The sequence below is a fragment of the Burkholderia sp. KL41 genome, from assembly GCF_057005415.2.
The window spans coordinates 1,988,769-2,007,778 of the sequence record NZ_CM174447.1 but is presented as its reverse complement, the minus strand read 5'-3'; the positions used below and the strand labels follow the sequence as shown (position 1 = coordinate 2,007,778).

The 19,010-nt window shown below is 67.9% G+C and carries 20 protein-coding genes; 14 read left to right on the top strand and 6 right to left on the bottom strand.

Annotation, left to right across the window (positions count from 1 at the left end; genetic code table 11):
- The first annotated feature begins 65 nt into the window (after nucleotides 1-65).
- The 4 genes from PQB87_RS26450 to PQB87_RS26435 all read left to right on the top strand — a co-directional run bounded on the left by PQB87_RS26450 (nucleotide 66) and on the right by PQB87_RS26435 (nucleotide 3,592).
- A complete protein-coding gene (locus tag PQB87_RS26450; RefSeq protein WP_006482843.1) occupies nucleotides 66-722 on the top strand; it encodes an amino acid ABC transporter permease in 657 nt (218 codons plus the stop codon).
- On the top strand, nucleotides 719-1,474 hold the full coding sequence (locus PQB87_RS26445) for an amino acid ABC transporter ATP-binding protein (protein WP_060061795.1): 756 nt from the start codon (nucleotides 719-721) through the stop codon (nucleotides 1,472-1,474). The genes PQB87_RS26450 and PQB87_RS26445 overlap by 4 nt, the downstream gene beginning before the upstream one ends.
- The gene (locus PQB87_RS26440; protein ID WP_489242896.1) at nucleotides 1,471-2,781 is read left to right on the top strand and encodes an NAD(P)/FAD-dependent oxidoreductase; all 1,311 of its coding nucleotides are present in this window, start codon (nucleotides 1,471-1,473) and stop codon (nucleotides 2,779-2,781) included. The genes PQB87_RS26445 and PQB87_RS26440 overlap by 4 nt, the downstream gene beginning before the upstream one ends.
- Before the next feature lie 79 nt (nucleotides 2,782-2,860).
- Nucleotides 2,861-3,592 (top strand): class I SAM-dependent methyltransferase, encoded by a 732-nt coding sequence (locus PQB87_RS26435; RefSeq protein ID WP_489242895.1) that lies wholly within the window; start codon nucleotides 2,861-2,863, stop codon nucleotides 3,590-3,592.
- Between the two features lie 36 nt (nucleotides 3,593-3,628).
- On the opposite strand, the gene PQB87_RS26430 is transcribed toward PQB87_RS26435, so the two are convergent.
- On the bottom strand, nucleotides 3,629-5,047 hold the full coding sequence (locus PQB87_RS26430) for a cytochrome-c peroxidase (RefSeq protein WP_489242894.1): 1,419 nt from the start codon (nucleotides 5,045-5,047) through the stop codon (nucleotides 3,629-3,631).
- Between the two features lie 103 nt (nucleotides 5,048-5,150).
- Entirely contained in the window at nucleotides 5,151-6,824 is a 1,674-nt protein-coding gene (locus PQB87_RS26425) for a phospholipase C (protein ID WP_059683464.1), read from the bottom strand.
- Nucleotides 6,825-7,173: 349 nt separating this feature from the next.
- Between PQB87_RS26425 and PQB87_RS26420 the strand changes: the two genes are divergently transcribed.
- On the top strand, nucleotides 7,174-8,085 hold the full coding sequence (locus tag PQB87_RS26420) for an EamA family transporter (protein WP_153489586.1): 912 nt from the start codon (nucleotides 7,174-7,176) through the stop codon (nucleotides 8,083-8,085).
- Nucleotides 8,086-8,111: 26 nt separating this feature from the next.
- Here PQB87_RS26420 and PQB87_RS26415 read toward each other — a convergent pair whose 3' ends face one another.
- On the bottom strand, nucleotides 8,112-8,585 hold the full coding sequence (locus tag PQB87_RS26415; RefSeq protein WP_059853705.1) for an Lrp/AsnC family transcriptional regulator: 474 nt from the start codon (nucleotides 8,583-8,585) through the stop codon (nucleotides 8,112-8,114).
- Nucleotides 8,586-8,904: 319 nt separating this feature from the next.
- Here PQB87_RS26415 and PQB87_RS26410 point away from each other — a divergent pair, with 319 nt between their 5' ends.
- The 6 genes from PQB87_RS26410 (at nucleotide 8,905) to PQB87_RS26385 (ending at nucleotide 13,313) form a co-directional block, all read left to right on the top strand.
- A complete protein-coding gene (locus tag PQB87_RS26410; protein WP_021159173.1) occupies nucleotides 8,905-10,290 on the top strand; it encodes an amino acid permease in 1,386 nt (461 codons plus the stop codon).
- Between the two features lie 45 nt (nucleotides 10,291-10,335).
- Nucleotides 10,336-11,538: an amino acid aminotransferase gene (locus PQB87_RS26405; protein ID WP_021159172.1), complete on the top strand. Its 1,203-nt coding sequence runs from the start codon at nucleotides 10,336-10,338 to the stop codon at nucleotides 11,536-11,538.
- A gap of 165 nt (nucleotides 11,539-11,703) precedes the next feature.
- Nucleotides 11,704-12,102 carry a DUF488 domain-containing protein gene (locus PQB87_RS26400; protein ID WP_021159171.1) on the top strand — a complete coding sequence of 133 codons (399 nt, stop codon included), beginning with the start codon at nucleotides 11,704-11,706 and terminating at the stop codon, nucleotides 12,100-12,102.
- A gap of 158 nt (nucleotides 12,103-12,260) precedes the next feature.
- Nucleotides 12,261-12,545 (top strand): DUF1488 family protein, encoded by a 285-nt coding sequence (locus PQB87_RS26395; RefSeq protein ID WP_027791546.1) that lies wholly within the window; start codon nucleotides 12,261-12,263, stop codon nucleotides 12,543-12,545.
- A 22-nt stretch (nucleotides 12,546-12,567) separates the two neighbouring features.
- The gene (locus PQB87_RS26390; protein ID WP_006479066.1) at nucleotides 12,568-12,807 is read left to right on the top strand and encodes a hypothetical protein; all 240 of its coding nucleotides are present in this window, start codon (nucleotides 12,568-12,570) and stop codon (nucleotides 12,805-12,807) included.
- 155 nt (nucleotides 12,808-12,962) lie between these two features.
- Nucleotides 12,963-13,313 carry a hypothetical protein gene (locus PQB87_RS26385; protein ID WP_021159168.1) on the top strand — a complete coding sequence of 117 codons (351 nt, stop codon included), beginning with the start codon at nucleotides 12,963-12,965 and terminating at the stop codon, nucleotides 13,311-13,313.
- 57 nt (nucleotides 13,314-13,370) lie between these two features.
- Here PQB87_RS26385 and PQB87_RS26380 read toward each other — a convergent pair whose 3' ends face one another.
- From PQB87_RS26380 to lhpI, 3 genes are all read right to left on the bottom strand, one after another.
- On the bottom strand, nucleotides 13,371-14,150 hold the full coding sequence (locus PQB87_RS26380; protein ID WP_021159167.1) for a helix-turn-helix domain-containing protein: 780 nt from the start codon (nucleotides 14,148-14,150) through the stop codon (nucleotides 13,371-13,373).
- Nucleotides 14,151-14,166: 16 nt separating this feature from the next.
- The gene (locus tag PQB87_RS26375; RefSeq protein WP_027791549.1) at nucleotides 14,167-14,571 is read right to left on the bottom strand and encodes a response regulator transcription factor; all 405 of its coding nucleotides are present in this window, start codon (nucleotides 14,569-14,571) and stop codon (nucleotides 14,167-14,169) included.
- Between the two features lie 167 nt (nucleotides 14,572-14,738).
- A complete protein-coding gene (lhpI, locus tag PQB87_RS26370; RefSeq protein ID WP_059683472.1) occupies nucleotides 14,739-15,674 on the bottom strand; it encodes a bifunctional Delta(1)-pyrroline-2-carboxylate/Delta(1)-piperideine-2-carboxylate reductase in 936 nt (311 codons plus the stop codon).
- Between the two features lie 263 nt (nucleotides 15,675-15,937).
- Here lhpI and PQB87_RS26365 point away from each other — a divergent pair, with 263 nt between their 5' ends.
- From PQB87_RS26365 to lhpH, 3 genes are all read left to right on the top strand, one after another.
- Nucleotides 15,938-16,675 (top strand): FadR/GntR family transcriptional regulator, encoded by a 738-nt coding sequence (locus tag PQB87_RS26365; protein ID WP_059683474.1) that lies wholly within the window; start codon nucleotides 15,938-15,940, stop codon nucleotides 16,673-16,675.
- Nucleotides 16,676-16,796: 121 nt separating this feature from the next.
- Complete coding sequence (locus tag PQB87_RS26360; protein ID WP_048023043.1) at nucleotides 16,797-17,918, top strand: branched-chain amino acid ABC transporter substrate-binding protein; 1,122 nt, start codon at nucleotides 16,797-16,799, stop codon at nucleotides 17,916-17,918.
- Between the two features lie 81 nt (nucleotides 17,919-17,999).
- Nucleotides 18,000-19,007, top strand: coding sequence for a trans-3-hydroxy-L-proline dehydratase (lhpH, locus tag PQB87_RS26355; RefSeq protein ID WP_021159162.1), 1,008 nt, complete (start codon nucleotides 18,000-18,002; stop codon nucleotides 19,005-19,007).
- The last annotated feature ends 3 nt before the right edge of the window (nucleotides 19,008-19,010 follow it).

The window sequence follows — 19,010 nt, the reverse complement described above, 5'->3', positions numbered from 1 at the left end:
GGCATCGCCCGCGCGTCGCGGGCATTCCCGGCGGCGGGCCGTCCGGCCGTCGAATAGGAGACCTCATGTTTTTTCAGAATGCGATCGATTTCCTGCCGATCCTGCTGAAGGGCGCGGTAGTCACGATCGAGATCACCGCATGCGCGTTCGTGCTCAGCTCGGTGCTCGGGCTGATCCTTGCGCTGCTGAAGGTGTCGCGCAATCGTGCCGTCTCGACGGCCGGCAGCACGATCGTCAACGTGATCCGCGGGCTGCCGATCATCGTGCAGCTGTTTTACATGTACTTCGTGCTGCCTGATCTCGGCGTGCAACTGTCGGCATTCCAGGCTGGCGTGCTCGGTCTCGGCATCGCGTATTCGGCGTATCAGGCCGAGAACTTCCGCGCGGGCATCGAGGCGATCGACCGCGGCCAGATCGAGGCCGCGCATGCGATCGGCATGCGTGGGCCGATGATCATGCGGCGCGTGGTGCTGCCGCAGGCGTTCCGCATCGCGCTGCCGCCTTACGGCAACACGCTGGTGATGTTGCTGAAGGATTCGTCGGTCGCGTCGACGATCACGGTCGCCGAGATCACGCGCGCCGGCCAGCTGATCGCGTCGTCGACGTTCCAGAACATGAGCGTCTACACGCTCGTCGCGCTGCTGTATCTCGCGCTTGGCTTGCCGCTGATGTTCGGCGTGAACCGGCTCGGCAAGCGGCTCGCACTGAGGAGAGGCGCATGATCCGGATCGATTCCATCCATAAACGGTTTCAGCAGCACGCGGTGCTGAAGGGCGTGAGCCTCGACGTGCAGGCGGGTGAAGTCGTGTGCCTGATCGGGCCGTCCGGTTCCGGCAAGTCGACCGTGCTGCGCTGTATCAACGGCTTCGAGACCTACGACGAAGGGTCGATCACGATCGACGGCGTGAAGGTCGACGCGCATTCGAAGCGGATCCACGAACTGCGGATGCGGGTCGGCATGGTGTTCCAGCGCTTCAACCTGTTCGCGCACCGCACGGCGCTCGAGAACGTGATGGAAGGGCCCGTGCACGTGCGGCGCATGCCGGCCGCGCAGGCACGCGAGCAGGCGCGTGCGCTGCTCGACAAGGTCGGGCTTTCGCACCGGATGAACGCGTATCCGTCGGAACTGTCGGGCGGCCAGCAGCAGCGCGTCGCGATCGCACGCGCGCTCGCGATGGCGCCGCAGGCGATCCTGTTCGACGAGCCGACGTCGGCGCTCGACCCCGAGCTCGTCGGCGAAGTGCTCGGCGTGATGCGCGGGCTTGCCCGCGACGGGATGACCATGGTGGTCGTCACGCACGAAATGGCATTCGCACGCGAGGTGGCCGATCGCGTGTGCTTCCTGCACGACGGCACGATCTGCGAAAGCGGACCGGCGCGCGACGTGCTGACGCAGCCGACCCATCCCCGCACGCAGGAATTCCTGCGTCGCCTGCTGGCGTCGGACGGCGCCGACCACCCGGATCGAACATGAGCGCAACGAACGCGGCACCCGGACGGCCCGACGCGCAGTGGCCGGATTCGCTGTGGGCGGCAACCGCCGCGCCGGCGCCCGATACGCCCGCGCTCGACGCGTCCGTGTCGTGCGACGTGGCGATCGTCGGCGCGGGTTTCACGGGCCTGTCGACCGCACTTCATCTGGCCGAACGCGGCGTCAACGTCCGTGTGATCGACGGCGCGCAGCCGGGCTGGGGCGCATCGGGCCGCAACGGCGGGCAAGTGATTCCCGGGCTGAAATACGACCCCGACGAACTGGTCCGCCGGTTCGGCGACGAGGCCGGCGAACAGCTTGCCGGCATCGTCGGCGGCGCGGCCGACACGGTATTCGACCTGATCGCGCGACACGCGATCGACTGCGATGCGCGCCGCCACGGTTGGATCCAGCCGGCGCCGACCGCCGCGATGCTCGACACGGTCGCACGTCGCGCGCAGCAATGGGCCGCGCGCGGCGCGCCGGTCGACGTGCTTGGCCGCGACGAAGTCGCGCGTCGACTCGGCACGCATGCCTACGCGGGCGGCTGGATCGATCGCCGCGCGGGCAGCGTGCAACCGCTCAGCTATACGCGCGGCCTCGTGCGCGCGGCGCAGGCGAGCGGGGCGGTCGTGCATGGGTCGACCCGCGCCGTCGGGCTGACGCGCGCCGACGGCCGCTGGCAGGTTGCGACGGCCAGCGGCGCGACGGTGTCGGCGGACCGCGTGGTGATCGCGACCAACGGCTATACCGACGGGCTGTGGCCCGGCTTGCGCCAGTCGGTGATCGCCGCGAACAGCTTCATCGTCGCGACGGAACCGCTCGCGCCGGAACTCGGTCGCGACATCCTCGCCGGCGGCGAGGTCGCATCGGACGCACGGCGTCTGCTGCTGTACTTCCGCCGTGACGCGGCCGGGCGCCTGCTGATGGGCGGCCGCGGCCCGTTCGCCGACCCGGGCGCGCCGAGCGACTGGCGCCACCTCGAACGCGCGACGACGCTGCTGTATCCGCAACTGAAGGGCGTCCGGTTCGAATACCGCTGGGCGGGGCGCGTCGCGATCACCGCGGATTTCCTGCCGCACGTGCACGAGCCCGCGCCGGGCGTGACGATCGCGCTCGGCTACAACGGCCGCGGCATCGCGATGGCGACGACGCTCGGCAAGCACCTGGCCGCGCATCTGTCGGGCGATGCGCAACTGCCGCTGCCGTTCCGGGTCACGCCGATCCGCCCGATCCCGTTCCACGGGTTGCAGCGCTTCTATATCGCGGCCGGGGTCGCGTGGTATCGGTTGCTCGACAGCCTGTCCTGACGCCGGCGCGAAGGCAGGTCGCCAGCCGCCGTCGGATCGGGCAGAATCGGCCTGCCCAGTCTCCACCGACGGATGCCGCATGACCGACCCGAACGAACCGTCCGCCCGCCGCGTGTACGCGAGCTTCGCGCAACGCTACGCGGACATCGCGCCGACCAAGGCGCACAACGCGCTCTACGAGCGGCCGGCCGCGATGGCGCTACTCGGCGACGTCGACGGCCTGGCGGTGCTCGACGCCGGCTGCGGGCCCGGCATCTGCAGCGAGCACCTCGCGCGCCACGGTGCGACCGTCCACGCGTTCGACATCACGCCCGAGATGGTCGCGCTCGCGAAGGCGCGTTGCGCGGGGCTCGCGGTCGACGTCGCGGAAGGCGATCTCGCGGCGCCGCTCGACTGGCTGCCCGACCACGCTTTCGACAAGATCCTGTGCTCGCTCGCGTTCGACTACGTGCGCGATCTGACGCCGACGCTGCGCGAATTCAGACGCGTCGCGCGGCCGGGCGCGACGCTGGTGTTCTCGATGGCGCATCCGATGCGAGACTGGATGGACGAGCGCACGCGCGGGGACGGCACGTACTTCGATACGAGCCGTTTCGGCTTCCATTGGTCGGGCTTCGGCGAACCGAAACCCTACGTCGAGGCCTGGCGCCGGCCGCTCGCCGACATCCTGAATGCGCTCGCCGACGCCGGCTGGCATCTCGACCGTTTCGTCGAACCGACACCGCTACCCGAGATGAAGGCCGTATCGGAGCGGCTCCATGCGGAACTGTCGCTGGCGCCGGCCTTCCTGTGCATCCGTGCGCGCCGCTGACGAACACGGCGCGCACGGCAACCGATAGCCGGCCGCTCAGCGCGCCGGCTCGTCGTTCAAGGTTCCCAGAAACGCTTCGATATCCCTGATGTCCTGTGCCGTCATCGCAGGCTTGTCGCCCGGCTTGCGATCGAACGGCGCATCGGTCACGTCGACGTTCGCGCGGTATTTCGGCGGAATGTCGTCGTACTCGTCGACCTTGCCGTCCGCGCCGCGCGAATAGAACTTCTGCGGCGAGATGCTGCGCTCGTTGTAGAACGCCATCACCTGGTCGAGCGTGTGGAACACGCCGTTGTGGAAGAACACGTGGCGCGTCGCCGAGTTGCGCAGCGTCGGCGTGAGGAACATCCCGCAATACTGCGTCTGGTCCTTCAGGTCGTCGCGGAACGGCCCGCACACGCCGAGATCGTGGAACGCCGGGTTGCGGTTCTGCGCGAGCTGCTGGTTGCGCGGCGCACCGAGCGCCTCGTACTGGTAGTCGGTAAACATCGGCGGCAACCCGTCCTTGCCGGGCTTCGACAGGTGGCAGCCCGCGCAATTCGCCTTGTCCGGGTCGTTGAACAGGCGCAGCCCGCGCAGTTCGGCCCGAGTCAGCCGCGCACGGCCTTCGAGCCAGCGGTCGTACTTGCTGTTGTACGGGTGGAACGACGGATCCTCCACCTGGTAGCGCGCGATCGCGAACATCGCTTCCGATACCGCGAGCTGCGGGCTGTCGAACACGCGCGCGCCGAACAGCTGCTCGAGCTGTGCGCGGTGCGACGACTGCGCGAGCTTGCGCGCGACGTCGTCGATGCTCGCGTTCGCCATCTCGACCGGATTCAGCAGCGGGCCGAACGCCTGTTGCTGGAGCGTATCGGCGCGGCCATCCCAGAACATCCCGCCCTGCGGCACGAGTTGCGGCGCGGCCGACGTGCCGGCCACCTTCTGCGCCTTCACCACGCCGGCGGCCGAAGCGGCCTGCTGCGCGACGCTCGGTGCGGCGTCGTTTTCACCGGCGTCGGGGCCGATGCTGAAGTTCGGCTGGCGGTAAAGGTACATCAACGAAGGCGGCGGGCGATAACCCTGCTGCGTCATCGCGAGGCCGCCCGGCTGCACGTCGAGCGCGTTCGGCGGGCCGTACGCGTGATCGGGGCTGTGGCACGACGCGCACGACTGCTTGCCCGACGCGGACAGCGACGGGTCGGCGAACAGCGCGCGCCCGAGCTGCGCAACTGCCGACAGCGGCTGCGCGACGGGCCGCTGCAGCACGACCGGATGCGGGTTCGCACCCGTCCAGTCGGCGACGACGGTGCCGATCGCCGCCGGTACCTGCGCGGGAAACGCGATCGCGAACGCGCCGTAGCCGAGCACGGCGGCGCCGATCGCGAATGCCGCGCGGCGCAGAAGGCGGGAAGGGGCGCGCGGCGCGGAGGTGCCGGAGGCGTCGGGAGACGGGAACGCGGGGCGAGCTGTCATGCTGTCGGTCGGAAATCGGGCGCCGCACGAAGCTGCGCGTTGAACGGAACAAACGGAAACGGCCGTCGCGTGAGGCGCCGGCCATGCGGTCATGCAATACCGGTCAGATCGCCGGTGCCGCGCTCAATGCGGTGCCGAGCGTCGGGTCGAGGTACAGCGGCGTCGTGTTCGGCTTCGACGAGAAGTCGAACAGCGCGCGCAGGTCGCCCGCCGTCGCATCGAACGAACCGCCGCCGATGCGCTGGCCGCCCAGCCAGTTGTCCTCGATGAAACGCACGACGGACGACTGGTCGAGCATCGTGTGGTCGACGTAGTTCTGCTTCGCATACGGCGAGATCACGATCAGCGGAATGCGCACGCCCGGGCCGCAGCGGCCGTTCACGGTCGCGCCGTTCACGCCGGTGGTGCCGCCCGTGCCGCACTTGCCGTTGCCGTTGACCTGGTCGACCGGGTCGGACGACGCCCGCGTCGGTGCCGTGTACACGTGGTCGTACCAGCCGTCCGAGTCGTCATAGGTGACGATCACGGCCGTGTTCTGCCAGTCCGGCTGCTGCTGCAGGAAGTTGACGACCTTCGTCACGAACGCCTGCTCGTCGAGCGGATCCGAATAGCCTGCGTGCGCATCCTGTGCGGCCGGGGCCTTCAGGTAGCTGACCGACGGGAAGTTGCCGGCCTTCACGGCGGCGAAGAAGTCGTCCGTGTCGTACTGGTGGTTCGCGGGTTCGGCGGTCTTGCCGTCGGTCTGGACGCTCGAGCCGATCGCCGCGACCGAGCTCGGGCGCGTGTGCTGCGGGTTCGCGGTCGACGCGTAGTACTGGAACCAGTTGTGGTGCGGGATGTAGTCGGCCGTCGCGGCGTTCACGGCGGTCGCGACCGTGCTGCGCGCGCAGCCCGTCGTGCCGTTGCCGTTCGTCGTCGACAGGTTGAAGCCGCCCATGAAGCCGCCCCACGTGATCTTCGCGCCGTTCAGCAGGTCGCCGATGTTCTTGCCCGTCATCATCGCCTGGTCGGTCGTGCTCGAGCACACGTCGAAACCCGGGTCGACGTCGTTGATCATCGTGAAGCCGCCCTGGCCGTCATTGATGTAGTACGAGCTGGACGCGAGCGTCGACGGCTGCTTCGACGTCTTGACGATCTGCATCCCGTTGGTCTGGCCCGACACGACGTTCAGCGCGCCCGGCGTCGACGGCCCATAGACCGTTGTGTACGTGTTGTCGCTCATCGCGAAGCGCTGGGCGTAATTCCACAGCGCGGTCACGGTGTTACCGTCGAAGTAGCCCATCACCTGGCCCTTCGTGCCGAACGCGCCGGCGCCGCCGGACGAGCCCTTGCCGGTGTATTTCGGGAACAGGTCGGCGAGGCCGTTGTCCTCGGCCTGCTGTTCGGCCGTGTACGCATGGTTCTGGTCGGCGGTCGCGGCCTGCGTGCGGTCGAGGCGGAACGGGTTCGCCGCGTCGGTGCCGTTGGCCGTGTTCGTGAAGTTCGGGTTCGCGGTGAGCAGCGTGCCCGTCAGGCCGTTCGGCGTCGGCGTGCCGGCCTTCGCGGCGAACGCCGGTTCGCCCGACGGGTTCGTCGCGTTCGGGTAGGTGCCGAAGTAGTGGTCGAACGAGATGTTTTCGCCATAGATCACGACGACGTGCTTGATCGGCGTGGCGGTCTGCAGCGCATCCTGCGACGACACGGCAGGCGTCGACGTGGGATCGTCGCTGCCGCCGCAGGCGAACAGCGCCAGCGCCGCGGCTGCGCAGGCGGTGACGAGCAAGGCTTGACGGAACATCGGGAAACTCCAGGTAAGGTCTTCGATGGTGGAGAGCGGCCCCGTCGCCGTGTCGGTTCGGCGCGGAGCTCGTGAGAGAGCACGCGCATTGGAACAGTCCCGTATGAAGATATGGGGACGGAGTGGTTTCGCGCCGATTGCGCTGCGGTATCGATTTCATTACGCCGGGACGCGAACCGAAAGAGAACGGAAAGGGGCAGACCGCCTGCCACCTTTGCGTCACATTCCGCGGCGGGCGGGGCGATTGCCGCGGATGCCGCACGGGGCGGACGAAAGGGCATCGCTGCCCGGTTCGCGCAACGTGCTGCATCGCGCAAGCTTTTTGACAATCGGATGACGTATTCATACGATGAACGCCCTGCGGCGACGATTTGGCGTGGCCGACCGTCAGCGAGTACTCATCGTGCCGATCCCCGTTCTGTTTGCCGTTCTGTGTGCCGCATTCCTGCATGCGTCATGGAATGCGCTCGTGCGCAGCAGCGGCGACCGGCTGCGGTCGGCCACCGTGCTGCAGATCGCGATCGGGCTGTTCGCGCTGCTGTTCCTGCCGGCCGCGGCGCCGATCACGCCCGCGAGCTGGCTCTGCGTCGTCGCATCGGCCGTGATCCACGTCGTCTATACGCTGCTGCTGGTGCGTGCCTACGAGCACGGCGACCTGACCGTCGCATACCCGGTCGCGCGCGGCACCGCGCCGCTGCTGGTCACGCTCGGCGCGGCGGTGTTCGCGGGCGAGCACCTGAATGCCGGCGCGCAATGCGGGCTCGTGCTGATCTGCGCGGGCATCCTGGCGATCGGCCTGGAGCGAGGGCGCGACGCGAAGCACCGGATGATGCAGGTCCTGCCGACCGCGTTCGCGACCGGCGTGTCGATCGCGGCGTACAGCGTGGTCGACGGAATCGGCGTGCGGGAAAGCGGCAACACGGTCGGCTATACCGCGTGGATGTTCGTGCTGACGGGCGCGATGATTGCCGCGTACTACCGGCTGCGGGCGGGGCCGTTACGGCTGACGCAGGATGTCGGCGAAACGGCGAAGGCCGCGTGCGGCGGCGTGTTCGCGGCGCTCGCGTACGGCATCGTGATCTGGGCGATGGATCGCGCGCCGATGGGGCCGGTATCGGCGCTGCGGGAAACGAGCGTGGTGTTCGCGGCGCTGATCGCACGCGTGTATCTCGGCGAGCGGCTGACGCCGCGCCGGGCGGCGGGATGCGTGGTGATCGCGGCGGGGGCATTGCTGATCAGTGCGTTCGAGGCGGTGAGGTAAGCGGGCCGCGCGTGCGGCCCGGTGCTTCAGCTTTCCACCGGCATCGCGCTCGTGCACTTGATCTCGTCGAGGCACACGCTCGAATGCACGCCGCTCACGCCGGGAATGCGCATCAGCGTCTCGAGCAGGAACGTGGACAGCCCCTTCAGGTCGCGCGCGACGACCTTCAGCACGTAGTCGATATCGCCCGTCACTGAAAAACACTCCTGGATCTGCGCGAGATCCGACACCAGTTTCTGGAACTTCGACAGGTCGCGGATATGCCCGCGCTCCATCGTCACGTGCACGAAGGCGGTGACGCCAAAACCGAGCGTGTCGGGGCACAGCCGGGTTTCGTAGCGGCGGATCGCGCCGATTTCCTCCAGCCGCCGGTGGCGGCGCAGTGTCTGCGCGGGCGACAGGCCGACCGCCTTCGCCAGATCGAGGTTCGACGCGCGGCCGTTCTCCTGCAGGATCGCGAGCAAGTGGCGATCGAGGCGATCCAGAACCGGTTCATGCATTTTTATTTCCTCATCCGTCTCCTGGGTGCAATCTTATCTCATAATGTAGGGTTTGCATGAACGGGTTACGAAACCCGATTTCGCCGTCGCGACGCTAAACTGACGCCGGATTTTCGTGTGCGATCGCAGCAAGGCGGGCGCGGCGACGGTCGGCGGCCGGTCTGGCGGGGACGCCGACGCGAATCGGGCGCCGCCACGCGAAGATTGCAGTCCCCAACCCGGCGGCTCCACGAACGGCCCCGGCACAGCAAAACAGCGCCCGGCACACCGAGGCGCGCCGCACCCCGCTTCAGGCGGAGGCGGACAGAGTGGAGAAGACATGGTTTCTGGAAACGAGAGCGACGGCCTGAAGCGCGGGCTGAAGAACCGGCACATCCAGCTGATTGCGCTCGGCGGCGCGCTCGGCACGGGGCTGTTCCTCGGCATCGCGCAGACGATCAAGATGGCCGGCCCGTCCGTGCTGCTCGGTTACGCGGTGGCCGGCATCGTCGCGTTCTTCATCATGCGCCAGCTCGGCGAGATGGTCGTCGACGAGCCCGTCGCCGGCTCGTTCAGCTACTTCGCCAACAAGTACGTCGGCCACTTCACCGGCTTCCTGTCGGGCTGGAACTACTGGGTGCTGTACATCCTTGTCAGCATGGCCGAGCTGTCGGCCGTCGGGATCTACGTGCAGTACTGGTGGCCCGGCGTGCCGACCTGGGTGTCGGCGCTGGTGTTCTTCGTCGCGATCAACCTCCTCAACCTGGCGAGCGTGAAGTCGTACGGCGAGACGGAATTCTGGTTCTCGATCATCAAGGTCGCCGCGATCGTCGGCATGATCGGCTTCGGCGGCTGGCTGCTCGCGAGCGGCCATGCAGGCCCGGAGGCGAGCGTCCGGAACCTGTGGCAGCACGGCGGCTTCTTCCCGAACGGCGTGTCGGGGCTCGTGATGTCGATGGCCGCCATCATGTTCTCGTTCGGCGGGCTGGAGCTGATCGGCATCACCGCGGCCGAGGCCGACGATCCGAAGCGCAGCATTCCGCGCGCGACCAACCAGGTGATCTACCGGATCCTGATTTTCTACATCGGCGCGCTCGCCGTGCTGCTGTCGCTGTATCCGTGGGAAAAGGTCGTCACCGGCGGCAGCCCGTTCGTGCTGATCTTCCACGCGCTGAGCAGCAACCTGGTGGCCAACGTGCTGAACGTGGTCGTGCTGACGGCCGCGCTGTCGGTCTACAACAGCGGCGTGTACAGCAACAGCCGGATGCTGTTCGGCCTCGCGCAGCAGGGCAATGCGCCGAAGGTGCTGTGCTCGGTGAACAAGCGCGGCATTCCGCTCGCCGCGCTCGGCGCGTCGGCGCTCGCGACCGGCGTGTGCGTGCTGGTCAACTATTTCATGCCGGGCAAGGCGTTCGAGGTGCTGATGGGCCTCGTCGTGTCGGCGCTGATCATCAACTGGGCGATGATCACGCTGATCCACCTGAAGTTCCGCCAGGCGAAGCGTGCGGCCCGGGAGGAGACTTCCTTCCGCAGTCTGGGCTATCCTTTCACGAATTACCTGTGCCTGGCATTCATGGCCGGCATTCTCGTCGTGATGTACCTGACGCCGGATCTCCGCCTGTCGGTGTACCTGATCCCGGTATGGCTCGCGGTGCTCGCGGTCGGGTATCGCTTCCGTCAGAAGAATGCAGGCTATGCGGTGCACGACGGCGCATCCGCACGCTGACGCAGGCCGGCCCGATCATTCTTCCAAACGAGACAGACTCAAGCCATGTTCGAACACATCGACGCGTACCCGGGCGACCCGATCCTGACGCTCAACGAGAACTTCCAGAAAGATCCGCGCGACCAGAAGGTCAACCTGAGCATCGGCATCTACTTCGACGCCGAAGGCCGGATTCCGGTGATGGGCGCCGTGCGCGAAGCCGAAACCGCGCTGCAGCGCGACCTCGGCGCGAAGCCGTACCTGCCGATGGTCGGCCTCGCCGCGTATCGCGACGCCGTGCAGGCGCTCGTGTTCGGCGCCGATCACCCGGCCCGCGCGGCCGGCCGCATCGCGACGCTGCAGACGCTCGGCGGCTCCGGCGCACTGAAGGTGGGCGCCGATTTCCTGAAGCGCTATTTCCCGGATTCGCAGGTGTGGCTCAGCGATCCGAGCTGGGAAAACCACCGCTTCATCTTCGAGCGCGCCGGCTTCACGGTGAACACGTATCCGTACTACGACGAGGCGACGGGCGGCCTGAAGTTCGACGCGATGCTCGCGGCGATCGACGCGCTGCCGGCGCGCAGCATCGTGCTGCTGCACGCGTGCTGCCATAACCCGACCGGCGTCGACCTCGACGAAGGCCAGTGGGAGAAGCTGATCGACGTGATCGAGGCGCGCGGGCTGCTGCCGTTCGTCGACATGGCCTACCAGGGCTTCGGCGCGGGCCTCGACGCGGACGCGTTCGCGGTGCGCGAACTGGCCCGCCGCGGCGTGCCGGCGCTGGTCGCGAACTCGTTCTCGAAGAACTTCTCGCTGTACGGTGAGCGCGTGGGCGGCCTGAGCGTCGTCTGCGAGGATGCCGCGGCGGCCGACCGCGTGCTCGGCCAGCTGGCCGGCGCCGTGCGCTCGAACTACAGCAACCCGCAGACCTACGGCGCGAAGGTCGTGGCCGCCGTGCTCGGCACGCCGGCGCTGCGCAAGCAGTGGGAAGAGGAACTGGCGGCGATGTGCCGCCGCATCGCGCGGATGCGCCAGTCGATCCATGACGGCCTGCGCGACCATGTCAGCGGCGAGGCACTGACGCGCTACGTGAAGCAGCGCGGGATGTTCACGTACACGGGCCTGACCGAATCGCAGGTCGACGCGCTGCGCGAAGTGCATGGCGTGTACATCCTGCGTTCGGGCCGGATGTGCGTCGCGGGCCTGAACGACTCGAACGTCGCCATCGTGGCCGATGCGATCGGCAAGGTGCTGAAGAGCGGCGTCTGATCGCCGCGCGCCCCGGCGCGCCACGCGGCTGGCCGAACCGGCTGTCTCCCGCAAAGGGGGCAGCCGGTTTTTCGTTGTGCGGCCGCAATGTCCGCCACCCGGCTGACGCGGGCGCAGGCGCGGCGGTACGATCACGCAATCGGACGCAACACGAACAGGAGCGACATGGGCATCCGGATCATCCAGCTCGGCACGCCGCGCGCGGCCGGCGAGGGCCTGCGGATCGGCACGGTGCGGCGGCCGCCGCGCGGCGTGCCGAAGGCGGAATTCGCGTCGCGCAACTACTATGATGTATGGCTGCCGACGTTGTCGCCGAGCCCGGAACTCGTCGCGCAGGCGCAGGCCGCCGAAACGGACGCCGAATGGAATGCGTTCCGGCGTCACTTCCGCGCGGAGATGGCGCATGGCGATGCGCCGAAGGTGCTCGACCTGCTGGCGGCCCTGTCGGCGACCACCGCGTTCTCGATCGGCTGCTATTGCGACGACGAACGCCATTGCCACCGCAGCGTGCTGCGCGAACTGCTCGCGGAACGCGGCGCGACGATCGAGCCCGACGCGGGTTGAGCGTCGGTTGAAGGCGGGTTGAAAGCGAGCGAGCGTGTCGTCGCCAGTCGCGGCGGCACGCTGCCGCCGCCCATCGTGCGGCGCAGCGAACCCGTTGACGTGGGTCAAGCGTGGAGGCGCGCGCGCCACTATGCTCTTGTCATGGAGCGATCACGACGATGACAGGCGGACAGATGCAGATTGCCTTCCCGCCGGAACCGCCCGAATATTGCGCACGCGACCTGGTCGTGGCGTTTTCGGCGCTGGTCGACGGACGTTGCGTGCAGTGCGCGGTCACGGCCGAGGCGCTGGAAGATCATTTCGGCGCGCCGTCGCTGCTCGAACGCGACCTGCTGGCCGCATTCGAAGCGCACCGGTCGGCGATCGAGGCGATGGCGCGACGCATGCTCGAGGAAATCGGCGGCCGGCCGGTGCTGCTGCACAGCGGCCACTTCCGGCTCTGAGACGGATACAGCAGGAGGGTGCATGACACTGCAGGGCAACATTCACGAACGCGACTGGTCCGTCGAAGTCGAGACGCGCCCGTGCGAATCGGGCGAATTCCGCTGCCGCGTGTCGGTCGAGCATGGCGCTGGCGCCGCGCGCTTTCACCATACGTTCGAGCACAGCCATGCGTATCCGACCGAGCGGGAGGCGATGATCGAAGGGCTGCGGGCAGGCATGACGTGGATCGAGATGAAGGCGTCGCAGACCTTCAACGTATGAACGATCCCGCGCCGACGAAGGCGCGGGCAGACTATCGGCCGGGCAGCGATCGAAGAAATCGCGCCGTGCCACGGGCAACACCTGCCGCCGCATTTCGATGCGGGCGGCATATGCAAGGCGGTCGACGAGCGGGCGGCCCCGTCAGGAGACACGACATGGGCGTGGGCATGCAGATCGCCTGCCATGGATTCGCGGGTACCGCCGCGATCGAAGCCGAAGCCGGCGCGCTGCTGGTGCGGCTCGAGCGCTTCCGCGCGCTGATCGGCGGCTGCCACCTCGCCATCGAATCGCGTGCCGCGGCCGATGGCGCGCGCCGGTTCGACGTGCGGCTCGACCTCGTGATGCACGACACGTCGCGCTGGCTGCTGCCGGCGTGTGTCGGCGACGATTTGGACGACACGCTTCGCCGCGCGTTCAAGCAGGCCGAACAGGCGCTGATCGCATGCCAGGCGGGCGGTGCGAGGGTGGGGCTGCGCGACGCGGCGGCAGGCAGCCCGGCGCAATGAGGCATCGCACGCGATGCCGGCGATGCCGCGCTGGCAGCCGGGCGTCGGCGCGCCCGGTCAGACCCGGGCGAGCGCTTGCGAGTCGATGATGCGCACGCGCTTGCCGCGCGTTTCGACCAGCGCTTCGCGATGGAACCGCGAAAACATCCGGCTGACGGTTTCGAGCTTCATCCCGAGATAGCAGCCGATTTCCTCGCGCGTCATCCGCAGGTTGAATTCCGTCGCCGAATAGCCGCGTGCCTCGAAGCGCGACGACAGGTTCAGCAGGAATTGCGCGACGCGCTGTTCGGCCGACATCGTGCCGAGCAGCAGCATCTGGCTCGATTCGCGGACGATCTCGCTGCTCAGCATCTGGTAGAGGAAGTGCTGCATCGGCTTGATCTCGCGGCACGCCGCTTCGAGCGCGCCGAACGGGATGATGCACACGACGCTGTCTTCGAGCGCGATCGCGTCGCAGCAGTGCTGGCCGCTGCCGATGCCGTCCATCCCGAGCGTTTCACCGGCAATCTGGAAGCCCGTCACGTGTTCGCGGCCGTCGCGATGCATCATCACCGTCTTGAACGACCCCGCGCGCACCGCGTAGATGCTCTGGAACGGATCGTCGGTGCGGAACAGCGCGTCGCCCTGGCGCACCTGCCGGGTCGTGCAGATGATCGCGTCGAGGCGGCCGTATTCGGCGGCCGTCAGTTGCGGCGGCAGGCACATCGAGCGCATCGCGCACGCCGAGCAGCGCGCGGCGGGATGCTTGGCGGCGTCGGCACGCGTGACCGCGCGAAGCGGAATCGTCGGCCGAGGCGTGATGGATACGTCGGCGGCGCAGGCGGTGGCTGTGGACATGAGTCACTCCGGCTCGTCAGGGGCGGTGCACGCGAGCGTGCACCAGGGATTCGATGACGCGGCATGCGGCGTCGAATTCGACGGTCTTGTCGAAGAAGTAGTCGGCTCCGGCCGACGCGCATGCCTCTCTGAATGCCGGCGCCGAGTGATTCGTCAGCACGATCGTGACGATGCGCGGCGCGGCCTTCGACAGCGTCCCGATCAGGTCGAGGCCGCTGCCGTCCGCCAGCCGCAGGTCGACGATCACGACATCCGCCTGGCTGCTGCGGATGTGCGTCCACGCGTCCTGGCCGTCTTCCGCCTCGCCCACGACGGCGACACCGCGGATCGCGCCGACGAGCAGCGCGATCCGCTGTCGGACGGCGACGGCGTGATCGACGAGAAACACCCGGAGCGCGGCGGGCAACTGGCTGGCATTCATGCCGGCAGTATCGTGTTGCGCCGCCGAAAATGAAATCGGCCGAATTGGAAGTTGATGTAGGCCGCGGCGACGCGTTGTAGGGCGATTCCTACAACGCGTACGGGAAATCGCCGGAGCGGCCCCGGTGTGACGTGCCGCGTGTGAGGCGGGCGGGTCGTGCTGCCGGATCAGCCGGCCCGGCGCGCGTCCAGCGCATCGCGCGCGGTTCGGCACGCGGCCAGATCCCACGCCGCACAGCCGACGCTCTTGAACAGCAGCGGCCCGGTACGGTCGAATGCGCCGCCCAGCACGTCGGCGAGCGACGCGACCTGCTGCCAGTCGACCTGCGCGACGATCAGGTCGCCGGCCTCGTGGCGGGCGCCGGCCAGATCGTCGACGACCAGCCGGCTGGCACGCACGGTGTTCGCGTCGATTTCCGCGGCGTCCGCGGTGAACGCGCCGACGCCGACCACGAGCCGGCCTTCGCGCGCGGCTTCGCGGTAGACGGGCGTGCGGCTCGTCGTCAGCGTCACGACGACGTCGATCGAATCGGGAACCGCGTCGCCGTCGAGCGGTGCGAGATGCGGCGCGTGCGCGCGGTGCGCGGCGCAGAATGCCGCCGCGCTGTCGGCGCGATTGCCGCGCACGTGCAGGCGCGCGTCGGGAAAGATCGCCGCGAGCGCCTCCGCGTGATTGGCCGCCTGCTTGCCGGTGCCGATCAACAGGATGTCGCGCGGCGCGGCGCCGTGCAGCGCCTGGATGCCGAGCGCGGTGATGGCCGCCGTGCGGCGTCCGGTGACCGTCGGGCCGTCGAGCGCAAAGCGCATCTCGCCGGTGGTCGCGTCGTACGCGGTCACCTGGCCGAGGATCGTCGGCAGCCCGCGTGCGCCGTTGCCCGGGCACACGTTCACGAGCTTGTGGGTCGCGAGGTCACGCGCGCTCGACGGCATCGACAGCATCACGCCGCCGGCCTGCAGCGGCACGACCAGGCGCTCGGGGCTGACGATCTCGCCCGCCGCATAGTCGGCGACGGCCTGCCTGAGCGTGGCGAGCAGCGCCGGGTAGTCGAGCAGCGCGGCCGTGTCGGCCGCATCGAAAACGGGAATCGGGGAAAGCGCGGTCATCGTGTACGTCGCATGCGTCGGTGAGCGTGGACGACGGGCGCATGCCGCGCCCGCCACAAAGCTGCCGGATACCGTGGCACTGGGCAGTGTGGATCGAATTTATACCACTTTCTGGCCTGCCCGCCACCCAGAAAATAAAGCACCTCGCCGTTTTTGGTTCTAATATCTGTCCAGAAGGGCCGCCTTGGCCTCGATGCCGGCGCGCTCCGGTATAGTGCGAACCCATTCCAGATTCACGCCCGCGACCGGGCAGGAGCTACACGATGATGTCCGCGCGTCCCGACTCACTCGAAGGCGGATTCAAGCCGCTGCAGATCTACGAGCAGGTGGCCGAGAAGATCCGCGACGAGATCCGCGCGGGGCGCTACGCCGCCGAGTCGCGGCTGCCGTCCGAGCGCGAGCTCGCGGGGCTGTTCCAGGTCGGCCGGCCGGCCGTGCGCGAAGCGCTCGGCGCGCTGCAGAACGAAGGGCTCGTGTTCACCAAGCGCAATTCGGGCACCTACGTGGTCGCGGCGCCGCTCGACGTGCTCGCGCAGCGCGGCGACACGCACGAGGCGTCCGAAGCCGATTTCAGCCCGACGTCGACGCTCGACGTGCGGTTGATCCTCGAGCCGGCGATCGCGCGCCTCGCGGCCGCGCACGGCCGGGCCGACCCCGGCGCCGAACGCTACCTGGCCCAGATGGAAACCATTACCGACGTCGACGATCCCCATCAGCGGGCGCTGTGGAACGAGAGCGACCGGTTGTTCCACCGGCAACTCGCGTTGATGACGGGCGACGCGCTGATCGTGAAGATCGCGGACGAGGTCGCGAAGACGATGGACCAGCCGCTGTGGAAGCGGCTGAAGGACGACGGCATCTACGACGCGGGCCGGATCCGGCTCTACGTGTCCGAGCATCGGCTGATCTACGAGGCGATCGTGTCGGGCGACGCGGATGCGGCGGCGTTCTATGTCGAACAGCACATTCGCCGCGTGCGGCGCGACATCGCGCCGAAGTGACCGCGTCGGAATCGTTTTGGTCTGAAAAATGACCAGAATCGAACACTTTATTTTGAAATTGCTTGCGCGGTGACCACGCGTGTCCTACATTGGTTTCACACAAAACCAATCAGGAGACATCATGCGACACCTCGTTACCGCGCTTTCGGTGGCCATTGCCGCCGGCGCGCTGACTTCCGCGCACGCGCAGGAAGTCGTGATGATCGGCCATTCGGCGCCGCTGACCGGCCCGCAGGCCGCGAACGGCAAGGACAATGAAAACGGCGCGCGCCTGGCCGTCGACGAACTCAACAAGGCCGGCATCAAGGTCGCCGGCAAGACCGTCACGTTCAAACTGGTTTCCGACGACGACCAGGCCGACCCGAAAGCGGGCGTGCAGGTGGCGCAGAACCTCGTCGACAAGGGCGTCGTCGCGGTGCTCGGTCCGTACAACTCGGGCGTGGCGATTCCCGCATCGCGCGTGTACTCGAATGCCGGCGTGCCGATGCTGCCGGTTGCATCGAACCCGGCGCTGACCAAGCAGGGCTTCAAGAACATCTTCCGGATCGGCGCGAGCGACGAGCAGCTCGGCGGCACGATGGCCACGTTCGCCGCGAAGACGCTGAACGCGAAAACCGCCGCCGTGATCGACGATCGCACCGCGTACGGGCAGGGCGTCGCCGAACAGTTCATGAACGTCGCGAAGGCGAACGGGATCAGGATCGTCGACCAGGAATACACGAACTCGTCGGCCACCGATTTCCTCGGCATCCTCACCAAGATCAAGGCCAGCAACCCCGACGTGATCTTCCTCGGCGGCTATGCGGCACAGGGGGCGCCGATGGCCAAGCAGATGAAGCAGCGCGGCCTGCGCGCGAAGCTGCTCGGCGGCGACGGCATCTGCTCGGCCGACATGGGCAAGGTCGCGGGCGACGCGGCATCGATCGTCTACTGCGCGCAGGGCGGCGTCGCGCTCGAGAAGACGGCGGCCGGCCGCGAATTCCTGAAGAAGTACCACGACACGTATCACACCGATACGCAGGTCTACGGCGTGAACTACTACGACGGGATGAAGCTGCTCGCCGATGCGATGGTCAAGGCCGGGACGACCACCGACAAGGCGAAGCTGATCGCGCAGCTCGCGAAGTCGAACTACGCGGGCGTCGCGGGCACCTATTCGTTCGACGCGAACGGCGACCTGAAGGGCGCGCCGACAACCGTCTACGTGATCCGCAACGGCCTGCCGGAACCCTACGCGAAATAAGCGGCGCACCAAGCGCCGCACAAGCCTGTCACCGGACGGCGGCGCGACCGCCGTCCTTCGTTTCCACGCATCCGATCGACCATGAAAATTTCCCGATCCCTTTCCACCGTCGAAGTGCATACGGGCGGCGAAGCGTTCCGCATCGTCACGAGCGGGCTGCCGAGACTGCCGGGCGACACGATCGTCCAGCGCCGCGCGTGGCTCAAGGAGAACGCCGACGAGATCCGCCGCGCGCTGATGTTCGAACCGCGCGGCCACGCCGACATGTACGGCGGCTACCTCACCGAGCCGGTGTCGCCGAATGCCGATTTCGGCGTGATCTTCGTGCACAACGAAGGCTACAGCGACCATTGCGGACACGGCGTGATCGCGCTGTCGACCGCCGCCGTCGAGCTCGGCTGGGTGCAGCGCACGGTGCCGGAAACGCGGGTCGGCATCGACGCGCCGTGCGGCTTCATCGAGGCTTTCGTGAAGTGGGACGGCGAGCATGCGGGGCCGGTGCGCTTCGTCAACGTGCCGTCGTTCATCTGGCAACGCGACGTGTCGGTCGAGACGCCGTCGTTCGGCACCGTGACCGGCGACATCGCGTACGGCGGCGCGTTCTATTTCTACGTCGACGGCGCGCCGTTCGACCTGCCGGTGCGCGAAGCGGCAGTGGAAAGGCTGATCCGCTTCGGCGCGGAAGTGAAGGCCGCCGCGAACGCGAAATACCCGGTCGTGCATCCGGAGATTCCGGAAATCAACCACATCTACGGCACGATCATCGCGAACGCGCCGCGCCATCCGGGCTCGACGCAGGCGAACTGCTGCGTGTTCGCGGATCGCGAGGTCGACCGCTCGCCGACGGGCTCCGGCACCGGCGGCCGGGTCGCGCAGCTCTACCAGCGCGGGTTGCTCGCGGCCGGCGACACGCTCGTCAACGAATCGATCGTCGGCACGGTCTTCAAGGGGCGCGTGCTGCGCGAAACGACGGTCGGCGGGATGCCCGCCGTGATTCCGGAAGTGGAAGGCAGCGCGCATATCTGCGGGTTCGCGAACTGGATCGTCGACGAACGCGATCCACTGACCTACGGTTTTCTCGTGCGCTGAGTC

What these genes read in the sequence shown, in the direction of transcription:
- PQB87_RS26450 (WP_006482843.1), top strand. Translation starts at nt 66, where the DNA reads ATGTTTTTTCAGAATGCGATCGATTTCCTGCCGATCCTGCTGAAGGGC.
- PQB87_RS26445 (WP_060061795.1), top strand. Translation starts at nt 719, where the DNA reads ATGATCCGGATCGATTCCATCCATAAACGGTTTCAGCAGCACGCGGTG.
- PQB87_RS26440 (WP_489242896.1), top strand. Translation starts at nt 1,471, where the DNA reads ATGAGCGCAACGAACGCGGCACCCGGACGGCCCGACGCGCAGTGGCCG.
- PQB87_RS26435 (WP_489242895.1), top strand. Translation starts at nt 2,861, where the DNA reads ATGACCGACCCGAACGAACCGTCCGCCCGCCGCGTGTACGCGAGCTTC.
- PQB87_RS26430 (WP_489242894.1), bottom strand. Translation starts at nt 5,047, where the DNA reads ATGACAGCTCGCCCCGCGTTCCCGTCTCCCGACGCCTCCGGCACCTCC.
- PQB87_RS26425 (WP_059683464.1), bottom strand. Translation starts at nt 6,824, where the DNA reads ATGTTCCGTCAAGCCTTGCTCGTCACCGCCTGCGCAGCCGCGGCGCTG.
- PQB87_RS26420 (WP_153489586.1), top strand. Translation starts at nt 7,174, where the DNA reads ATGAACGCCCTGCGGCGACGATTTGGCGTGGCCGACCGTCAGCGAGTA.
- PQB87_RS26415 (WP_059853705.1), bottom strand. Translation starts at nt 8,585, where the DNA reads ATGCATGAACCGGTTCTGGATCGCCTCGATCGCCACTTGCTCGCGATC.
- PQB87_RS26410 (WP_021159173.1), top strand. Translation starts at nt 8,905, where the DNA reads ATGGTTTCTGGAAACGAGAGCGACGGCCTGAAGCGCGGGCTGAAGAAC.
- PQB87_RS26405 (WP_021159172.1), top strand. Translation starts at nt 10,336, where the DNA reads ATGTTCGAACACATCGACGCGTACCCGGGCGACCCGATCCTGACGCTC.
- PQB87_RS26400 (WP_021159171.1), top strand. Translation starts at nt 11,704, where the DNA reads ATGGGCATCCGGATCATCCAGCTCGGCACGCCGCGCGCGGCCGGCGAG.
- PQB87_RS26395 (WP_027791546.1), top strand. Translation starts at nt 12,261, where the DNA reads ATGACAGGCGGACAGATGCAGATTGCCTTCCCGCCGGAACCGCCCGAA.
- PQB87_RS26390 (WP_006479066.1), top strand. Translation starts at nt 12,568, where the DNA reads ATGACACTGCAGGGCAACATTCACGAACGCGACTGGTCCGTCGAAGTC.
- PQB87_RS26385 (WP_021159168.1), top strand. Translation starts at nt 12,963, where the DNA reads ATGGGCGTGGGCATGCAGATCGCCTGCCATGGATTCGCGGGTACCGCC.
- PQB87_RS26380 (WP_021159167.1), bottom strand. Translation starts at nt 14,150, where the DNA reads ATGTCCACAGCCACCGCCTGCGCCGCCGACGTATCCATCACGCCTCGG.
- PQB87_RS26375 (WP_027791549.1), bottom strand. Translation starts at nt 14,571, where the DNA reads ATGAATGCCAGCCAGTTGCCCGCCGCGCTCCGGGTGTTTCTCGTCGAT.
- lhpI (WP_059683472.1), bottom strand. Translation starts at nt 15,674, where the DNA reads ATGACCGCGCTTTCCCCGATTCCCGTTTTCGATGCGGCCGACACGGCC.
- PQB87_RS26365 (WP_059683474.1), top strand. Translation starts at nt 15,938, where the DNA reads ATGATGTCCGCGCGTCCCGACTCACTCGAAGGCGGATTCAAGCCGCTG.
- PQB87_RS26360 (WP_048023043.1), top strand. Translation starts at nt 16,797, where the DNA reads ATGCGACACCTCGTTACCGCGCTTTCGGTGGCCATTGCCGCCGGCGCG.
- lhpH (WP_021159162.1), top strand. Translation starts at nt 18,000, where the DNA reads ATGAAAATTTCCCGATCCCTTTCCACCGTCGAAGTGCATACGGGCGGC.